This is a genomic window from Burkholderia sp. AU4i, assembly GCF_000466765.1.
Classification (GTDB): Bacteria; Pseudomonadota; Gammaproteobacteria; order Burkholderiales; family Burkholderiaceae; genus Burkholderia; species Burkholderia cepacia.
The window spans coordinates 1-17,499 of the sequence record NZ_ASSI01000076.1 but is presented as its reverse complement, the minus strand read 5'-3'; the positions used below and the strand labels follow the sequence as shown (position 1 = coordinate 17,499).

Annotated in this window: 18 protein-coding genes; 15 read left to right on the top strand and 3 right to left on the bottom strand. The window is 66.0% G+C overall.

Going from position 1 to position 17,499, the window contains the following annotated elements; genetic code table 11:
* Nucleotides 1-95: 95 nt before the first annotated feature.
* The 15 genes from fabF (at nucleotide 96) to nagZ (ending at nucleotide 14,418) form a co-directional block, all read left to right on the top strand.
* On the top strand, nucleotides 96-1,328 hold the full coding sequence (fabF, locus tag L810_RS17895; protein WP_021159697.1) for a beta-ketoacyl-ACP synthase II: 1,233 nt from the start codon (nucleotides 96-98) through the stop codon (nucleotides 1,326-1,328).
* 12 nt (nucleotides 1,329-1,340) lie between these two features.
* The gene (locus L810_RS17890; RefSeq protein ID WP_021159696.1) at nucleotides 1,341-1,805 is read left to right on the top strand and encodes a hypothetical protein; all 465 of its coding nucleotides are present in this window, start codon (nucleotides 1,341-1,343) and stop codon (nucleotides 1,803-1,805) included.
* A 91-nt stretch (nucleotides 1,806-1,896) separates the two neighbouring features.
* The gene (gene rpoE, locus L810_RS17885) at nucleotides 1,897-2,496 is read left to right on the top strand and encodes an RNA polymerase sigma factor RpoE (protein ID WP_006490873.1); all 600 of its coding nucleotides are present in this window, start codon (nucleotides 1,897-1,899) and stop codon (nucleotides 2,494-2,496) included.
* An 86-nt stretch (nucleotides 2,497-2,582) separates the two neighbouring features.
* A complete protein-coding gene (locus tag L810_RS17880) occupies nucleotides 2,583-3,200 on the top strand; it encodes a sigma-E factor negative regulatory protein (RefSeq protein WP_021159695.1) in 618 nt (205 codons plus the stop codon).
* 5 nt (nucleotides 3,201-3,205) lie between these two features.
* On the top strand, nucleotides 3,206-4,258 hold the full coding sequence (locus tag L810_RS17875) for a MucB/RseB C-terminal domain-containing protein (protein ID WP_021159694.1): 1,053 nt from the start codon (nucleotides 3,206-3,208) through the stop codon (nucleotides 4,256-4,258).
* Between the two features lie 16 nt (nucleotides 4,259-4,274).
* On the top strand, nucleotides 4,275-5,777 hold the full coding sequence (locus L810_RS17870) for a DegQ family serine endoprotease (protein ID WP_021159693.1): 1,503 nt from the start codon (nucleotides 4,275-4,277) through the stop codon (nucleotides 5,775-5,777).
* 7 nt (nucleotides 5,778-5,784) lie between these two features.
* Nucleotides 5,785-6,021, top strand: a complete 237-nt coding sequence (locus L810_RS17865) for a glutaredoxin family protein (RefSeq protein ID WP_021159692.1) — start codon at nucleotides 5,785-5,787, stop codon at nucleotides 6,019-6,021.
* A gap of 199 nt (nucleotides 6,022-6,220) precedes the next feature.
* Nucleotides 6,221-8,014, top strand: coding sequence for a translation elongation factor 4 (lepA, locus tag L810_RS17860; protein ID WP_021159691.1), 1,794 nt, complete (start codon nucleotides 6,221-6,223; stop codon nucleotides 8,012-8,014).
* Nucleotides 8,015-8,030: 16 nt separating this feature from the next.
* On the top strand, nucleotides 8,031-8,924 hold the full coding sequence (lepB, locus tag L810_RS17855; RefSeq protein WP_021159690.1) for a signal peptidase I: 894 nt from the start codon (nucleotides 8,031-8,033) through the stop codon (nucleotides 8,922-8,924).
* 153 nt (nucleotides 8,925-9,077) lie between these two features.
* The gene (rnc, locus tag L810_RS17850) at nucleotides 9,078-10,316 is read left to right on the top strand and encodes a ribonuclease III (protein WP_042975161.1); all 1,239 of its coding nucleotides are present in this window, start codon (nucleotides 9,078-9,080) and stop codon (nucleotides 10,314-10,316) included.
* Between the two features lie 60 nt (nucleotides 10,317-10,376).
* On the top strand, nucleotides 10,377-11,276 hold the full coding sequence (gene era / locus L810_RS17845) for a GTPase Era (protein ID WP_027788003.1): 900 nt from the start codon (nucleotides 10,377-10,379) through the stop codon (nucleotides 11,274-11,276).
* Nucleotides 11,263-12,099, top strand: coding sequence for a DNA repair protein RecO (recO, locus tag L810_RS17840; RefSeq protein WP_021159687.1), 837 nt, complete (start codon nucleotides 11,263-11,265; stop codon nucleotides 12,097-12,099). The genes era and recO overlap by 14 nt, the downstream gene beginning before the upstream one ends.
* Complete coding sequence (pdxJ, locus tag L810_RS17835; RefSeq protein ID WP_021159686.1) at nucleotides 12,096-12,872, top strand: pyridoxine 5'-phosphate synthase; 777 nt, start codon at nucleotides 12,096-12,098, stop codon at nucleotides 12,870-12,872. The genes recO and pdxJ overlap by 4 nt, the downstream gene beginning before the upstream one ends.
* 72 nt (nucleotides 12,873-12,944) lie before the next feature.
* Nucleotides 12,945-13,373 (top strand): holo-ACP synthase, encoded by a 429-nt coding sequence (gene acpS, locus L810_RS17830; RefSeq protein ID WP_021159685.1) that lies wholly within the window; start codon nucleotides 12,945-12,947, stop codon nucleotides 13,371-13,373.
* A 16-nt stretch (nucleotides 13,374-13,389) separates the two neighbouring features.
* Nucleotides 13,390-14,418: a beta-N-acetylhexosaminidase gene (gene nagZ / locus L810_RS17825; protein WP_021159684.1), complete on the top strand. Its 1,029-nt coding sequence runs from the start codon at nucleotides 13,390-13,392 to the stop codon at nucleotides 14,416-14,418.
* Between the two features lie 194 nt (nucleotides 14,419-14,612).
* Here the strand turns inward: nagZ and L810_RS17820 are convergent, their stop codons facing one another.
* The 3 genes from L810_RS17820 to earP all read right to left on the bottom strand — a co-directional run.
* Complete coding sequence (locus tag L810_RS17820; protein ID WP_021159683.1) at nucleotides 14,613-15,998, bottom strand: sigma-54-dependent transcriptional regulator; 1,386 nt, start codon at nucleotides 15,996-15,998, stop codon at nucleotides 14,613-14,615.
* A 269-nt stretch (nucleotides 15,999-16,267) separates the two neighbouring features.
* Nucleotides 16,268-16,825 (bottom strand): elongation factor P, encoded by a 558-nt coding sequence (gene efp / locus L810_RS17815; protein WP_011351421.1) that lies wholly within the window; start codon nucleotides 16,823-16,825, stop codon nucleotides 16,268-16,270.
* A gap of 128 nt (nucleotides 16,826-16,953) precedes the next feature.
* Nucleotides 16,954-17,499 (bottom strand): elongation factor P maturation arginine rhamnosyltransferase EarP (earP, locus tag L810_RS17810; RefSeq protein ID WP_042975159.1); only part of this gene is annotated, 546 nt, incomplete at its 5' end.

Below are 17,499 nucleotides of genomic sequence, written 5' to 3'. Positions count from 1 at the left end.
GCCGGACGGACTAACAGCCACAGGGCTCGCAGGGCTGGTTCCTGTGGCCACTGTGGCTTTTGTTTTTGTCATCCAATAATGGAAAAGAGGTTACCGTGAGCCGCCGTCGTGTTGTTGTTACAGGCCTGGGGCTGATTTCGCCTGTTGGCAATAATGTTGCCGACGGCTGGGCCAATCTCGTCGCCGGCAAGTCCGGCATTGCCACCGTCACGAAGTTCGACCCGTCGAACCTCGCCGTCCATTTCGCGGGCGAAGTGAAGGGGTTCAGCGCCGAGGAGTACATCCCGGCGAAGGAAGCCCGGAACATGGATACGTTCATCCATTACGGCATCGCCGCCGGTGTCCAGGCCATCAAGGACAGCGGGCTGGAAGTGAACGAAACCAATGCGGAGCGCATCGGCGTGCTGGTCGGTTCCGGCATCGGCGGCCTGCCGATGATCGAAGATACGCACCAGACCTACGTCGATCGCGGCGCGCGCCGGATTTCGCCGTTCTTCGTGCCGGGTTCGATCATCAACATGATCTCGGGTCACCTGAGCATCATGTTCGGCCTGAAGGGCCCGAACCTCGCGGCCGTCACGGCCTGCACGACCGGCCTGCACAGCATCGGCCTCGCGGCACGCCTGATCCAGGCCGGCGACGCCGACGTGATGGTCGCGGGGGGCGCCGAATCGACGGTGTCGCCGCTCGGCATCGGCGGTTTCGCGGCAGCGCGCGCGCTGTCGACCCGCAACGACGATCCGGCCACCGCGTCCCGACCGTGGGACAAGGACCGCGACGGCTTCGTGCTGGGCGAAGGTGCGGGCGTGATGGTGCTCGAGGAATACGAAGCGGCGAAGGCACGCGGTGCGAAGATCTACGCGGAAGTCTCGGGTTTCGGCATGACGGGCGATGCGTACCACATGACCGCGCCGAACATGGACGGCCCGCGCCGCTGCATGGTCGCGGCACTGCGCGACGCCGGCGTGAACGCGGACGAGGTCCAGTACCTGAACGCGCATGGCACGTCGACGCCGCTGGGCGACAAGAACGAGTCCGACGCGGTGAAGGCGGCCTTCGGCGAGCATGCGTACAAGATCGTCGTGAACTCGACGAAGTCGATGACGGGCCACCTGCTGGGCGGCGCGGGCGGCCTCGAGTCGGTGTTCACGGTGCTCGCGCTGCACAACAACGTGTCGCCGCCGACCATCAACATCTTCAACCAGGACCCCGAGTGCGATCTCGATTACTGCGCGAATACCGCACGTGACATGAAGATCGACGTGGCCGTGAAGAACAACTTCGGCTTCGGCGGTACCAACGGCACGCTGGTGTTCAAGCGCGTCTGACGCCGCAGTCACTTGACGAGTCCATTCGATGCGCCGGCCGGGCGTCCGCAGCGCTTTGCGTTGCGGGCCTCGGCCGTGTCATATGTCGTGCTGGCCGCGTTCGTCGCGTCGGCCGCCGCGTCGGCCTATCTGTTCTGGGCGCCGCGCGCGGGCGCTGCCGCGGGCGCATGCGTGTCGGCCGTGACGGCCGCGCTGCTGGCCGTATGCGCCGCACGGGCCTGTGCCCGCCGGCTGCCGGCCGAGCTGCGGATCGACGCGTTCGGGGAAATCGCGGCGTTCGGCCGCACCGGGCGCCTGCTGGCCCGTGGCCGCGTGACGGGGCATGCGCACTGGAGCAGCCTGCTGCTGGTGCTGTCGGTCGGGCAGGGTGCCCGGCGGGCCCGGCCGCTGCTGATTCCGGCCGATGCGCTCGATGCCGCATCGTTCAGCGCGCTTTCCGTGCTGGCGAAGACGGCGGGCGCGGCGGGGCGGGCATGACGGCGGCGCGGTTACGTACCGTAACCAGCGTCCGGCGCGGGAACGTTACAATGACGCTCCGCGTTGCATCCCTAGTTAACGGATTTGTCAGGTGAGTGAAAAAGAAATCGATCAGGCTCTGGTCGAACGCGTACAGAAGGGCGACAAGGCGGCGTTCGAACTCCTGGTCTCCAAATACCACCGCAAGATCATTCGGCTGATCTCGCGCCTCGTGCGTGATCCCGCCGAGGTCGAGGATGTGGCCCAGGACGCGTTCATCAAGGCGTATCGTGCGCTGCCGCAATTCCGCGGCGAATCGGCGTTCTATACGTGGTTGTACCGAATTGCCGTCAACACGGCGAAGAACTACCTTGCGACGCAAGGCCGCCGGGCGCCGACCTCGACCGAGGCCGATGCGGAGGAAGCGGAAACTTTCTCCGACGCAGACCAACTAAGGGATATCAACACGCCTGAGTCGATGTTGATGAGCAAGCAGATTGCCGAGACGGTCAACGCTGCCATGGCTCTGCTGCCCGAGGAACTGCGCCAGGCAATTACGCTGCGCGAGATCGAGGGCCTGAGCTACGAAGAGATCGCGGAAATGATGGGCTGTCCGATCGGGACGGTCCGGTCGCGGATCTTCCGTGCACGCGAGGCAATCGCTGCCAAATTGCGTCCGCTGCTCGATACGCCCGAAGGCAAGCGCTGGTAAGCGCGACAGGCGGAGCGACGTGGGTCGGGGTCTAGTTACGGTTAGAGTCGTGAAGTCACGACGGGGTGTGCAAGATGGGGAGCATCATGGGGTCGGTCAATACGCAGTCGCAAGCGTGCTCGCGCGGCGAGCGCCTTTCCGCGCTGGTCGACGGCGAAATGTTCGATGGCCCGGACAACGGGCAGTTTCTGGCTGAGCTCAACCGCGCGGATCGCGCTGCGTGGGCCCATTACCACCTGATCGGCGATGCGCTGCGCTCGGACGAACTGGCGCTGTCGCCCGCGCTGAGCGTCGCGTTCACCGCGCGCATGTCGGCTGCGCTCGAAAGCGAGCCGCACCTGCTCGCGCCGGCGGCCGCGCCGGTCGCGCGCAAGCTGCTGTCGCTGCGCCGGCGCGTCGTGCCCGCGTTCGCGGTTGCCGCCGCGGCGGCCACGCTGACGTGGATCGTCGTCCCGCAAATGCAGACGGCCGGTGCCCCGGGCGCCGTTCAGGTCGCGTCGGCCGGTGCGCCGCAAGGCGGCAACCTGCAGCGCGTGACGGTTGCGCAGGCATCGACCCAGCCGGGGCTGCAGGACGTCAACATCATCCGCGACGCCAGCCTCGACCAATACCTTGAAGCGCACCAGCAATTCGCGCAGCAGCCCGTCGTCACGGGTTCGATGCCGCTGATCCGCGCTGCCGTGACCACCACGCCAGGCCAATAAACCCGATGCGGACATTGCAGTTGAATCAAGCCATCTCCGGATGGAAGCGGCTGCCGGCCCTCCTGCTTTGCGCAGCCGCCCTGTTGTCCGTTCAATCCCTTCCTGCCAGCGCCCAGCAACCGGACGATCCCGTCGCGACCCGCAAGGGTGCCGCGGACTGGCTCGACCGCGTCCAGCAAGCGGCGCAGCAGCAGAGCTACGAAGGCACGTTCGTCTATCAGCGCGGCGGGTATGTGCAGTCGTCGCGCATTGCGCACGTCGCGTCCCGCGACGGCGAGTTCGAGCGCATCGAGACCCTCGACGGCAAGCCGCGCAAGCTGCTGCGCCACAACGACGAGCTGTACACGTTCGTACCCGAGCGCAAGCTGTGCGTGGTCGAGCGCCGTCAGACGCGCGACTCGTTCCCCGCGCTGCTCGGCGCGAGCGGCGAGCACGTGATGTCCGTCTACGACGCGAAGTCGCTCGGCAAGGATCGCGTCGCGGGGATCGACGCGCAGGTCGTCGAGCTCGTGCCGAAGGACGCATACCGCTTCACGTACAAGCTGTGGGCCGACGCGCGCACGGGGCTGCTGCTGCGTTCGCAGACGCTCGATGCGAACGATCATGTGCTCGAGCAGATCGCTTTCTCGCAATTGCAGACGGGCGGCGCAAGCGGCGACAAGGCCGCGATCGCGGCCGGCATGCGCAACCTGAGCGGCTGGACGGTCGTACGCCCGCCGGTCGCGACGGTCGACATGGAAGCGCAGGGCTGGCAACTCGCACCGAGTGTTGCCGGTTTCCAGAAGATTCGCGAAGTGCGCCGGCCGATGGCCGCGCGCGACGCGGGTGAGCCGCCGATTCCGGTCGATCAGGCCGTCTTCACCGACGGTCTCGCGACGATCTCGGTTTTCATCGAGCCGGCCGAAAAGAATACGCGCAAGGAAGGCGCGGGCAGCACCGGTGCAACGAACGTTCTCGTGAAGCGCCGCGGCGACTACTGGATCACCGTGCTCGGCGAAGTGCCGCCGGCAACGTTGCAGCAGTTCGCGTCTGCCATAGAATACAAGGCTTCCAAGTAACGCTACGGCTTCCGACATGATGAAACTCACGCTGCGCAAATGGCTCGCGGCGGCGGCGTTGTCTGCCTGCCTGCCGCTCGTGCCACATACCGCGGTCGCGGTGACGGCTCCCGCTGCCAGCCTGCCCGACTTCGCCGATCTGGTCGAAAAGGTCGGGCCGGCCGTCGTGAACATCCGGACCACCGCCAACGTGCCGACGAGCAGCGGCCCGCGCGGGATGCTCCCGCCGGGCTTCGACAACGGCGACATGTCGGAATTCTTCCGGCGCTTCTTCGGCATTCCGCTGCCGCAGGCGCCCGGCAACGGTGGCGGCAATGGCGGCGGCAACCCGAAGAACGCGCCGGCGCCGGACAATCCCCCCGACACCGAACAGAATCGCGGCGTCGGCTCGGGTTTCATCGTGTCGGCCGACGGTTACGTGATGACCAATGCGCACGTCGTCGACGATGCGGACACCATCTACGTGACGCTGACCGACAAGCGCGAATTCAAGGCGAAGCTGATCGGCGTCGACGATCGCACGGACGTCGCGGTCGTCAAGATCCAGGCGTCGAACCTGCCGGTCGTCGCGATCGGCGATTCGAACAAGGTGCGTGTCGGCGAGTGGGTCGTCGCGATCGGTTCGCCGTTCGGCCTCGACAACACCGTGACGGCCGGCATCGTCAGCTCGAAGAGCCGCAACACGGGCGACTACCTGCCGTTCATCCAGACCGACGTCGCCGTGAACCCCGGCAACTCGGGCGGCCCGCTGATCAACATGCAGGGCGAGGTGATCGGCATCAACTCGCAGATCTACAGCCGTACCGGCGGCTTCATGGGCATCTCGTTCGCGATTCCGATCGACGAGGCGATGCGCGTGGCCGACCAGCTGAAGGCGACGGGCAAGGTCACGCGCGGCCGGATCGCGGTGGCGATCGGCGAAGTGACGAAGGACGTGGCCGATTCGATCGGGCTGCCGAAGGCGGAGGGCGCGCTCGTCAGCAGCGTCGAGCCGGGCGGGCCGGCCGACAAGGCGGGCATCCAGCCGGGCGACATTATCCTGAAGTTCAATGGCCGTTCGGTCGACACGGCGTCGGATCTGCCGCGCATGGTCGGCGACACGAAGCCGGGCACGAAGGCGACGGTCAGCGTGTGGCGCAAGGGTCAGGCACGCGATCTGCCGATCACGATCGCGGAAACCCCGGCCGAATCGACGGCGAAGGCCGAGCAGCGCAAGAACGCGCCGCAGAAGCCGCGCCAGGCCAACTCGCTCGGTCTGACGGTCAGCGACCTGACGGCGGAGCAGATGAAGACGCTGAAGCTGAAGAACGGCGTGCAGATTGACGGCGTCGACGGCCCGGCCGCCCGTGCGGGCCTGCAGCGCGGCGACATCGTGCTGCGTGTCGGCGACACCGACATCACGAACGCGAAGCAGTTCGCCGAAGTGACCGCGCAGCTCGATCCGCAGAAGGCGGTCGCGGTACTCGTGCGGCGCGGCGACAACACGCAGTTCGTGCCCGTGCGGCCGCGCCAGAAATAACGCGCCGATGTTCACGCTCTACGGCCGCGGCTGGTGCCACCTGTGCGACGACATGCGCGACGCACTGGCGCCGGTGGCGGCCGAATTCGGCGTTGCGGTCGATTACATCGACATCGATACCGATGCGGCACTCGTCGCCCGCTACGACGAGGACGTGCCCGTGCTGTTGCTGGACGGTGCGGAAGTGTGCCGCCACCGGTTCGACGCCGCGAAGGTGCACGACGTGCTCGCGGCCCGGCGCTGAAGCCGGGCTGCTGCCTTGCGGCGGCGCCTGGTACCGGGCTATGCCCGGCGGGCGGCCCCGGCAGGGTGCCGCGCGGGCCGGCGTTGGAAATACCGCCCGGCGAAGGCCTTTTCGGCTAAAATAAGCCGTTTTTTCACCGACTTACACAAGGCGTGCTCAGCGGTCGTCGAGCGCGCCTTTTTCGCTTGATCGGCACTGAATGGATCATATTCGCAATTTCTCGATCATCGCGCACATCGACCATGGCAAGTCGACGCTCGCGGATCGCATCATCCAGGTATGCGGCGGCCTCGCCGACCGTGAAATGGAAGCGCAGGTGCTCGACTCGATGGATATCGAGCGCGAGCGCGGCATCACGATCAAGGCGCAGACAGCCGCGCTGTCCTATCGCGCGCGCGACGGCAAGGTCTACAACCTGAACCTGATCGACACGCCGGGGCACGTCGACTTCTCGTACGAAGTCAGCCGTTCGCTGTCCGCGTGCGAAGGCGCGCTGCTGGTCGTCGATGCGAGCCAGGGCGTCGAGGCGCAGACGGTCGCGAACTGCTATACGGCGATCGAGCTCGGCGTCGAGGTCGTTCCCGTGCTGAACAAGATCGACCTGCCGGCCGCGAACCCCGAGAACGCGATCGAGGAGATCGAGGACGTGATCGGCATCGACGCGACCGACGCGACGCGCTGCAGCGCGAAGACGGGGCTCGGCGTCGAGGACGTCCTCGAAGCGCTGATCGCGAAGGTGCCGCCGCCGAAGGGCGATCCGGCCGCGCCGCTGCAGGCGCTGATCATCGACTCGTGGTTCGACAACTACGTCGGCGTCGTGATGCTGGTGCGCATCGTCAACGGCACGCTGCGTCCGAAGGACAAGATCAAGATGATGGCGACCGGCGCGCAGTATCCGGTCGAGCACGTCGGCGTGTTCACGCCGAAATCGCGCAATCTCGAATCGCTGTCGGCCGGGCAGGTCGGCTTCATCATCGCCGGCATCAAGGAACTGACGGCCGCGAAGGTCGGCGATACCGTCACGCATGCGACCAAGGCTGCCGCCGAGCCGCTGCCGGGCTTCAAGGAAGTGAAGCCGCAGGTGTTCGCGGGGCTGTATCCGGTTGAAGCGAACCAGTACGACGCGCTGCGCGAATCGCTCGAGAAGCTGAAGCTGAACGACGCGTCGCTGCAGTACGAGCCGGAAGTGTCGCAGGCGCTCGGTTTCGGTTTCCGCTGCGGCTTCCTCGGGCTGCTGCACATGGAAATCGTGCAGGAGCGGCTCGAGCGCGAGTTCGACATGGATCTCATCACGACCGCACCGACGGTCGTCTACGAGGTCGTGCAGAGCGACGGCTCGACGATCATGGTCGAGAACCCGGCGAAGATGCCGGAGCCCGGCCGCATCGCCGAGGTGCGCGAGCCGATCGTCACCGTGAACCTGTACATGCCGCAGGACTACGTGGGCTCGGTGATCACGCTGTGCGAGCAGAAGCGCGGCTCGCAGATCAACATGCAGTATCACGGCCGCCAGGTGCAGCTCACGTACGAGATCCCGATGGCCGAGATCGTGCTCGACTTCTTCGATCGCCTGAAGTCGGTGTCGCGCGGCTACGCGTCGATGGACTACGAGTTCAAGGAATACCGTTCGTCGGACGTCGTGAAGGTCGACATGCTGATCAACGGCGACAAGGTCGATGCGCTGTCGATCATCGTGCACCGCTCGCAGTCGCAATACCGCGGCCGCGAAGTGGCCGCGAAGATGCGCGAGATCATCCCGCGCCAGATGTACGACGTGGCGATCCAGGCCGCGATCGGCGCGCACATCGTCGCGCGCGAGAACATCAAGGCGCTGCGCAAGAACGTGCTTGCGAAGTGCTACGGCGGCGACATCACGCGAAAGAAGAAACTGCTCGAAAAGCAGAAGGAAGGCAAGAAACGGATGAAGCAGGTGGGTTCGGTCGAGATCCCGCAGGAAGCGTTCCTTGCGATCTTGCGCGTCGAAGACAAATAACAGGACTGTTCCTTTTATGAATTTTGCGCTGATTCTTTTTGTGCTCGTCATCTTGACGGGCGTAGCGTGGGTGCTGGACAAACTGGTGTTCCTGCCGCAGCGACACAAGGCGGCCGACTCGGCGATCGAGGAGTTCGATCGCCAGCAGTCGCGCATCGACAAGCGTTTCGCGGATGAAAACGCGGTGCAGACGCGTTCGAAGCTGCGCGACGAAAAGCTGCGCCAGCCGTGGTGGCTCGAGTACACCGCGAGCTTCTTCCCGGTAATCCTGGCGGTGTTCGTCGTGCGTTCGTTCGTCGTCGAGCCGTTCAAGATTCCGTCGGGCTCGATGGTGCCGACGCTGCTCGTCGGCGACTTCATCCTCGTCAACAAGTTCGAATACGGGCTGCGCCTGCCGGTGACGAACACGAAGATCACGCAGGGCAGCCCGCTGTCGCGCGGCGACGTCGTCGTGTTCCGCTATCCGAAGGACGAGTCGGTCGACTACATCAAACGCGTGATCGGCCTGCCGGGCGATACCGTCGCATACCAGGACAAGCAGCTCACGATCAACGGCCAGCCGGTGCCCGAAACGCCGCTGCCCGATTTCTTCGACGACGAGCGCCAGAATTACGCGAAGCAGTTCGAGGAAACGATCGGCAACAAGAAGAACGCGATCCTCAACAACCCGGCCGTGCCGCCGTTCGTGATGGGCGCATACGACTATCCGTTTCGCGACAACTGCACGTACAACAGCCGCGGCGTGATCTGCAAGGTGCCGCCCGGTCACTACTTCATGATGGGCGACAACCGCGACAACAGTGCGGACAGCCGCTACTGGGGTTTCGTGCCGGACCAGAACATCGTCGGCCGCGCGTTCTTCATCTGGATGAACTTCAGCGACCTCAAGCGCATCGGTTCCTTCAACTGATCGCATCCGGGTCACTCGCAATACGCGACGCACGGGCCGCGTCGCGTATTGCCGAACTACTTTAAGAACCGGCGGTAACACCGCCTCGTCACGCCTTTTCGCGTCCGGCCGTGCCGTTTCGGCCCGACCGGCGCCCGCGTTATACTCCTGCACATGCCCTTATCCCAGTTGGAAAGCCGGCTGCGCTACGAATTTCGCAATGCGGAATTGTTGCGCCAGGCTTTGACCCATCGCAGTCACAGTGCCACGCACAATGAACGGCTCGAGTTTCTCGGCGATTCCGTTCTGAATTGCGCGGTGGCTGCCCTTTTGTTCCAGCGTTTCAGCAAGCTGGACGAAGGCGACCTGTCGCGCGTACGCGCCAACCTCGTCAAACAGCAGTCGCTGTACGAAATTGCTCAGGCCCTGAATATCTCGGACGGGCTGCGGCTTGGCGAGGGCGAGCTGCGCAGCGGCGGGTTCCGCCGCCCGTCGATCCTCGCGGACGCGTTCGAAGCCATCATCGGGGCCGTATTCCTCGATGGCGGCTTCGAAGCCGCCCAAGGGGTCATCAAGCGCCTCTATATCCCGATTCTTGACCACATCGATCCGCGCACGCTCGGCAAGGACGCGAAGACGCTGCTGCAGGAATACCTGCAGGGGCACAAGATCGCGCTGCCGACTTACACGGTGGTCGCCACGCATGGTGCGGCGCACAATCAGCAATTCGAAGTCGAATGCACGGTGCCGAAGCTCGACGTGAAGGTGTCGGGCTCCGGTGCGAGCCGGCGCGCGGCCGAGCAGGCCGCCGCGAAGAAGGCGCTCGACGAGGTGATGGCGGCCGCGCCGATGCTGGCCGCCAAGCCGAAGCGCTCGAAAAACGCGCGCGGGTCGAAGCATGTCGAACCCGAAATCGTGCCGGGCGTGAAGGGTGTGCAGGAAGCGCTCGACCTGCGCTCGCCGGAGCGCAAGGAACGCGCGGCGGCGCGCGAGGCGAGGGCGGCCGGTGCAGCGCCCGCGGCAACCGCGGCGACCGGTAATGAGCCGGCCGCGGCGCCGATGGCCGCGATTCGCGCGGCGCATGTCGACGCAGCTGCCGAGAAGGGTGAACGGGCGGCGAAGCCGGCGATCGACAAGGCTGCCGAAAAGCCGGCAGAGAAGCCGGCCGAGCGACCCGACAAGGCCTCAGAGAAACCCGCCGAAGCCGTGCCCGCCGCACGCGGAGCCGACAAGCCGGCTGCCCAGGCCGCCGACTCGGCCCCCGCGTCCGCCGACAAGACTTCCGCCGGTACCGACTCCGCTTCGCGCACGGCGGCGCGCACGCGCGATACGGCGGCACCGGATTCCGAGACGCCGCCGGGCGGCGTGAGCCTCGCTGCCGCGCAGGCGCGCGTGGCCGATGCCGACCACTGAATTGCCCATCGATCGTGCCGCGCGCCGCGCGGCCGTTTCCGAACCTGTCTCCCAAACGATATGAACACTCCCGCTCCTACCGGTTTCCGTTGCGGCATGATCGCGATCGTGGGCCGCCCGAACGTCGGCAAGTCGACGTTGATGAACGCACTCGTCGGCCAGAAGATCAGCATCACGTCGCGCAAGGCGCAGACGACCCGCCACCGCATCACCGGCATCAATACGTTCGACGACGCGCAATTCGTGTTCGTCGACACGCCGGGTTTCCAGACCCGCCACAGCACCGCGCTGAACCGTTCGCTGAACCGCGCGGTCACGTCGACGCTCACGTCGGTCGACGTGATCCTGTTCGTGATCGAGGCCGGCCGTTTCGGGCCCGACGACCAGAAGGTGCTCGACCTGATCCCGCCGGGCATGCCGACACTGCTGATCGCGAACAAGATCGACCGCGTGACCGACAAGGCGTCGCTGTTCCCGTTCATGCAGCAGATGAGCACGCTGCGCGAATTCACCGAGCTCGTGCCGCTGTCGGCTCAGCGTCCGGAAGACATCAAGCGCCTGCTGGACACGATCAAGCCGTACCTGCCGGAAGGCGAGCCGATCTATGGCGAGGACGAACTGACCGACCGCAGCTCGCGTTTCCTCGCCGCCGAAATCCTGCGCGAGAAGGTGTTCCGCTGGACCGGCGACGAACTGCCGTACACGAGCACCGTGCTGATCGACAAGTTCGAGGAGGAAGGGCGCCTGAAGCGCATCTTCGCGACGATCCTCGTCGAGCGCGATTCGCACAAGGCGATGGTGATCGGCAAGAAGGGCGAGAAGCTCAAGCAGATCAGCACCGAGGCGCGGATGGACATGGAGAAGCTGTTCGACGGCCCCGTGTACCTCGAGACCTTCGTGAAGGTGAAGAGCGGCTGGGCCGACAACGAGGCGGGGCTGCGTGCCTATGGGTACGAATGACGCACTGACGTCGACCGAAGACGCGGTGACGGCCGGCGCGAACGACGCGCCGTTGCCGGCACCGCCCGAACCGCCGCGCAAGGCGCGGCGCGCGACGTCTCGCACGTCCGATTTCCGCGTCGCCGAGCAGCCGGCGTTCGTGCTGCACAGTTATCCGTATCGTGAAACGAGCCTGATCGTCGACGTGCTGACGCGCGATCACGGCCGGCTCGCGCTCGTCGCGAAGGGCGCGAAGCGCCCGCACTCCGCGCTGCGCGGTGTACTGCAGACTTTCCAGCCGCTGCTGCTGTCGTGGTCGGGCAAATCCGAGGTGCGCACGCTGACGGGCGCCGAGTGGGTCGGCGGGATGCTGCCGCTCGGCGGCGACGGGCTGCTGTGCGGTTTCTACGCGAACGAGCTGCTCGTGAAATTCTGCGCGCGCGAGGATCCCCAGCCGCCGCTCTTCAACCACTACGTGCTGACCCTCACGCGCCTCGCCCACGGCGAGCCCGCGGTGCAGGTACTGCGCTCGTTCGAGCGCGTGCTGTTGCGCGAGACCGGCTACGCGATGGCGCTGAACCGCACGGTCGCGCGCCGCGCGGTCGAGCCTGACCGCCGCTACGTGTTCGATCCCGAGCGGGGCGTGCGCAACGCGGACGACGAAGTTCCGTCGCACTGGCCGGTCATTTCCGGGCAGACGTTGCTCGACATGGAGCAGGACGATTACCATCGAGCCCAGACGGTTGCGCAAAGCAAGACGCTGATGCGCTTCCTGCTGAACACCTATCTCGGCGGTACGCCGCTTGCCACGCGCCAGATCCTGATCGACCTGCAAAACCTATGAGCTTCTTCCTGACAACGCCCACCGCCATCGACCTCGGCGTGAACATCGACCACGTCGCGACGCTGCGCAATGCGCGCGGCACGACCTATCCCGATCCGATCCGCGCGGCGCTCGCCGCCGAGGAAGCCGGCGCCGACGCGATCACGCTGCATCTGCGCGAGGATCGCCGCCACATCGTCGATGCGGATGTGCGCAAGCTGCGCCCGCTGCTGAAGACGCGCATGAATCTCGAATGCGCGGTGACGGCCGAGATGCTCGATATCGCCTGCGAAGTGCGCCCGCACGACGCGTGCCTCGTGCCCGAGAAGCGCGAGGAACTGACGACCGAAGGCGGTCTCGATGTCGCCGGCCGCTTCGAGGCCGTGCGTGCGGCGTGCAAGCAGCTTGCCGACGTGGGCGTGCGCGTGTCGCTGTTCATCGACCCGGACGAGACGCAGATCCGTGCCGCGCACGAAGCAGGCGCGCCGGTGATCGAGCTGCATACGGGCCGTTATGCCGAAGCGCACGACGAAGCCGAGCAGCAGCGCGAATACGAGCGCATCGTCGCGGGCGTACAGGCCGGCGCGCAGCTCGGCCTGAAGGTCAATGCCGGTCACGGGCTGCACTACACGAACGTGCAGCAGATCGCCGCGATCGACGGCATCGTCGAGCTGAACATCGGCCATGCGATCGTCGCGCACGCGATTTTCGCGGGCTGGGACAACGCGGTGCGCGAAATGAAGGCGATCATGGTCGCCGCACGCGTTGCCGCGCTGCATGGCGGCGCGCGGTGAAGATGAAAGGCCGCTGCGCATCGCACGTCATGCGTGACCCGGCCCAGCCGGGCCACACCGGCGCGTACTGACATGGCGATCTACGGCATCGGTACCGACATCGCACAGGTGAGCCGCGTCGCGGCCGTGCTCGAACGCACGGGCGGCCGGTTTGCCGAAAAGGTGCTGGGCCCCGACGAACTGCGCGTGTTCCATGCGCGCCGCGCCCGCTCCGAGGCGCGCGGCATCGCGTTCCTCGCGACGCGCTTTTCCGCGAAGGAAGCGTTCTCGAAGGCGATCGGGCTCGGCATGCACTGGCCGATGACGTGGCGTGCGCTGCAGACCCTCAATCACCCGAGCGGCGAGCCGTACGTGGTCGCGTCGGGCGAGCTGGCCGACTGGCTTGCCGCCCGCGGCATCACGGCGCGCGTGACGGTCAGTGACGAGCGCGACTACGCGGTGTCGTTCGTGATCGCCGAGACGGACGCCGCGCCTGCCCCTGTTTCCCGAACCTCCTCCTGACGGAATTCCCGATTCGATGAAAACGACTCCCGGCCCGGTCATGCTCGACGTCGTCGGCACGGCCCTGTCGCGCGACGATGCGCGGCGCCTCGCGCATCCGAATACCGGCGGCGTGATCCTGTTCGCGCGGCACTTCCAGAACCGTGCGCAACTGACCGCGCTGACCGACTCGATCCGCGCGGTGCGCGAAGACATCCTGATCGCCGTCGATCACGAAGGCGGGCGCGTGCAGCGTTTCCGCACCGACGGCTTCACCGTGCTGCCCGCGATGCGGCGCCTCGGCGAGCTGTGGGATCGCGACGTGCTGCTCGCGACGAAGGTCGCGACGGCCGTCGGCTATATCCTGGCCGCGGAATTGCGCGCATGCGGGATCGACATGAGTTTCACCCCCGTGCTCGACCTCGATTACGGGCACTCGAAAGTGATCGGCGATCGCGCGTTCCATCGCGATGCGCGCGTCGTCACGCTGCTCGCGAAGAGCCTGAACCATGGGCTGTCGCTCGCCGGGATGGCGAACTGCGGCAAGCATTTCCCGGGGCACGGTTTCGCGGAGGCCGACTCGCACGTCGCGCTGCCGACCGACGACCGCACGCTCGATGCAATCCTCAAGCAGGACGTCGCGCCGTACGACTGGCTCGGCTTGTCGCTGTCCGCGGTGATTCCCGCGCACGTGATCTACACGCAGGTCGACAAACGGCCGGCCGGTTTCTCGCGCGTGTGGCTGCAGGACATCCTGCGCGGGCGGCTCGGCTTCACCGGCGCGATCTTCAGCGACGACCTGTCGATGGAAGCGGCGCGCGAAGGCGGTACGCTCACGCAGGCGGCCGACGCCGCGCTCGCTGCCGGCTGCGACATGGTGCTCGTCTGCAACCAGCCGGACGCGGCCGAGGTCGTGCTGAACGGGTTGAAGGCGCGGGCAACGGACGAGTCGGTGCGACGCCTCAAGCGGATGCGCGCGCGCGGCAAGGCACCGAAGTGGGACAAGCTGATCGCGCAGCCCGAATACCTGCAGGCGCAGGCGCTGTTGAGCAGCGCACTGGCATGAGCGGGGAGGGGATGGCGCGACGTGTGCCATTCCCCGGTCGCCGAAACAAAAAGCCGCGCAACTGCGCGGCTTTTTCATGGGTTACTGCAAGTGCGAAACGGGTAGCGTCACGAGTCAAGCGGCCCCGGGACGGTGATGCTCTTGGCGCAACTAACGGTCTGATTCCGCCAGTGCCTGCAAGCATCGACGCCCGCTCAGTTCACCTTCATTCGCTGCAGCTTGTTGTACAGCGTCTTCGGGCTGATGCCGAGCAGCGTGGCCGCGCGGTGGCGCGTACCGCCGACCGCATCGAGCGTCGCGCGGATCAGCAGATCCTCGACGTCGGACAGCGGCGTGCCGACCTTGATCTGCACGCTGCTGCCGTTCAGCGCGGCGCCGGCCGAGAAACTCGGCTCGCCCGCGCGCAGCGTCTCGATGAAATCGCCCGATGCGTCGTACGCGAAGCGCACGCGTTCCTGCAGTTCGCGCACGTTGCCCGGCCATTCGTAGGACAGGCATTCGCGCACGAAGCCCGGTGCCGCGCGCTTGTCGGTCGTGCTGCGGCCGGTTGCGCGCGCTTCGCGGTTCAGCTCGTCGATCAGCGCGTCGCCGATCGCGAGTGCATCGCCGTCGCGCTCGCGCAGCGGCGGCATCGTGATCGACGCCGCGTCGAGGCGCAACCACAGATCCTCGCGCAGCGTACCGTTCGCGACCGCTTCGCGTGCCGGGCGGCGCGTGGTCGCGATCAGCCGGAAATCGCTCGTGATCGAACTCGTGCCGCCGATCCGCATGAAGTTCTGCGAATCGAGCGCATGCAGCAGCGCTTCCTGCAGCACGAGCGGCAGCGCGGTGATTTCGTCGAGGAACAGCGTGCCGCCGCCGGCCTGCTCGAACAGGCCCGATTCGCGGCGCTCGGCGCCGTCGAACGCGCCGCGCTCATGGCCGAACAGTACGCTGTCGAGCGATGCGCCGTGCCGACCGGCATGCGCGATCGTCCTGCAGTCGAACGACACGAACGGCCCCTTGCGGCGCCGGCTCAGGTCGTGCAGCGTGCGCGCGGCCAGCTTCTTGCCGGTACCGGCTTCGCCGGAGAACAGGACGGCCGTTTCGGTGCGCGCGTTGTGCTCGATCATGTCGTACACGTGCTGCATCGCGTCGCTGCGGCCGACCAGCGCGCCGAAGCGGCCGAGATGGCGCAGCGACGCGCGCAACGACTGCACTTCGTCGATCAGTTCGTAGGGACGGGGGATCCGCGCGAGCAGGCTGCGCAGGCGCGGAATGTTGATCGGCTTCAGCAGGTAGTCCCAGATACCGTGACGCAAGCCCTCGATGGCGCTCTCGACCGTCGCATTGCCCGTCAGCACGATGACGGGCAGCGAGCCGTTCGGCTGTTGCTGCGGCAGGTGCTGGAGCAGGTCGAACCCGCTGCCGTCCGGCAGGTTCAGGTCGACGAGCACGACATCGGGAATCGAGCGGCCGAGCGCCGTGCGCGCTTCGGCGAGCGACGTGGCCGTGTCGACCGAGAAGCCGTCCGCGGCGAGCAGCGCGGTGAGACCGGACAGACTGTTGGGATCGTCTTCGACAATCAGGGCGTGTGGCATGGTGGACGCGAGTCGAGTCAAGAGAGGCGGGCTGTCGGTCATCTGGGCCGCAGCCGCATGTCAGATTAAAAACTGATTTTATGCCCCGCTGAACGCGTAACGAGCATTATTTCTCCGGCGCTATAAAACAGTTACCGATGATACAAATTGAATATCTTTACCGGTGGATTTTGTGCTTTACATGAGCCTTGCCCGCGCGCGCTTGTTGGCGCAAGACAAACAAAAAGCGCCCCGAAGGGCGCTTTGTTCGATGCGGGCATCGCTGGCGATTACGCGCGGCTGCGGTATTCGTTCGTGCGCGTATCGATTTCGATCTTGTCGCCGGTGTTGCAGAACAGCGGCACTTGCAGTTCGAAGCCCGTTGCGAGCTTGGCGTTCTTCAGCACCTTGCCCGACGACGTGTCGCCCTTGACTGCCGGTTCCGTGTAGGTGATCTCGCGAACGAGGACCGTCGGCAGTTCGACCGAGATCGCCTTCTCGTTGTAGAACACGACTTCGCAAGCCATGCCGTCTTCGAGGTAGTTCAGCGCTTCGCCCATCATTTCGGCTTCGACTTCGAACTGGTTGTAGTCGGCGTCCATGAACACGTACATCGGGTCGGCGAAGTACGAATACGTCACTTCCTTGCGGTCGAGCACGACGACGTCGAACTTGTCGTCGGCCTTGTAGACCGCTTCCTGGCCTGCATTCGTCAGCAGGTTCTTCATCTTCATCTTGACGACGGCGGAGTTACGGCCCGACTTGTTGTATTCAGCCTTGGCGATGACCCATGCGTCGCTGCCGATCTGCACGACGTTGCCTACGCGGAGTTCCTGTGCGGTTTTCATAAAAAACTGTCCTGATCAAATCAAATAAATAGGTGCCTGAGCGTTGCACAACGGGTGAGGCGCCAAGCAGACGCGTTCCGGTGGGCGCCAAAAGCAAGCGCTTGCGTGGTCGGCCGTCGGATAACCGCTTATTTTAACTGAGATTTTGCGTATTCCGCCAGCTTTCCCGTGAGATCGCCGACGGCCGCGAGCGCATCGGCCCAGCGGGCCGCGTTGGCGTCCAGTGCGGCGCGGTGCTGCCAGAAATCCGCCCAGTCGGGCGTGCCGGCGCCGTTCCAGGCATGCCAGAACCGCTCGAGCGCCGCGCGCGGCGCGTCGGCGAGGCCGGCCGACAGGTGCGCGAGCGCGGCGTCGAGCTTCGGCAGGTGCACGTCGTCGGCCTGCGGATAGATGTGCCACACGAACGGCTTGCGTGCCCACTGCGCGCGGACGAACGAATCCTCGCCGCGCACGAAATTGATGTCGGCCGCCCACAGCAATGGATCGTAGTCAGCCTGGGGGACGAACGCGAGCCCGTGAGCCGTCAGGTTGCCGCTGTGCGCATGCGTGCCCGCGTCGAACGACTCGACCCCGAAAAAGCGCGCGACGGCAGGCGACACGCGGCCGGCCGGCACGAGCGCGACGACCGGCGACGGGCCGTCGCGCCACTGCGCGAGCAGCGCGTCGACGGCCGG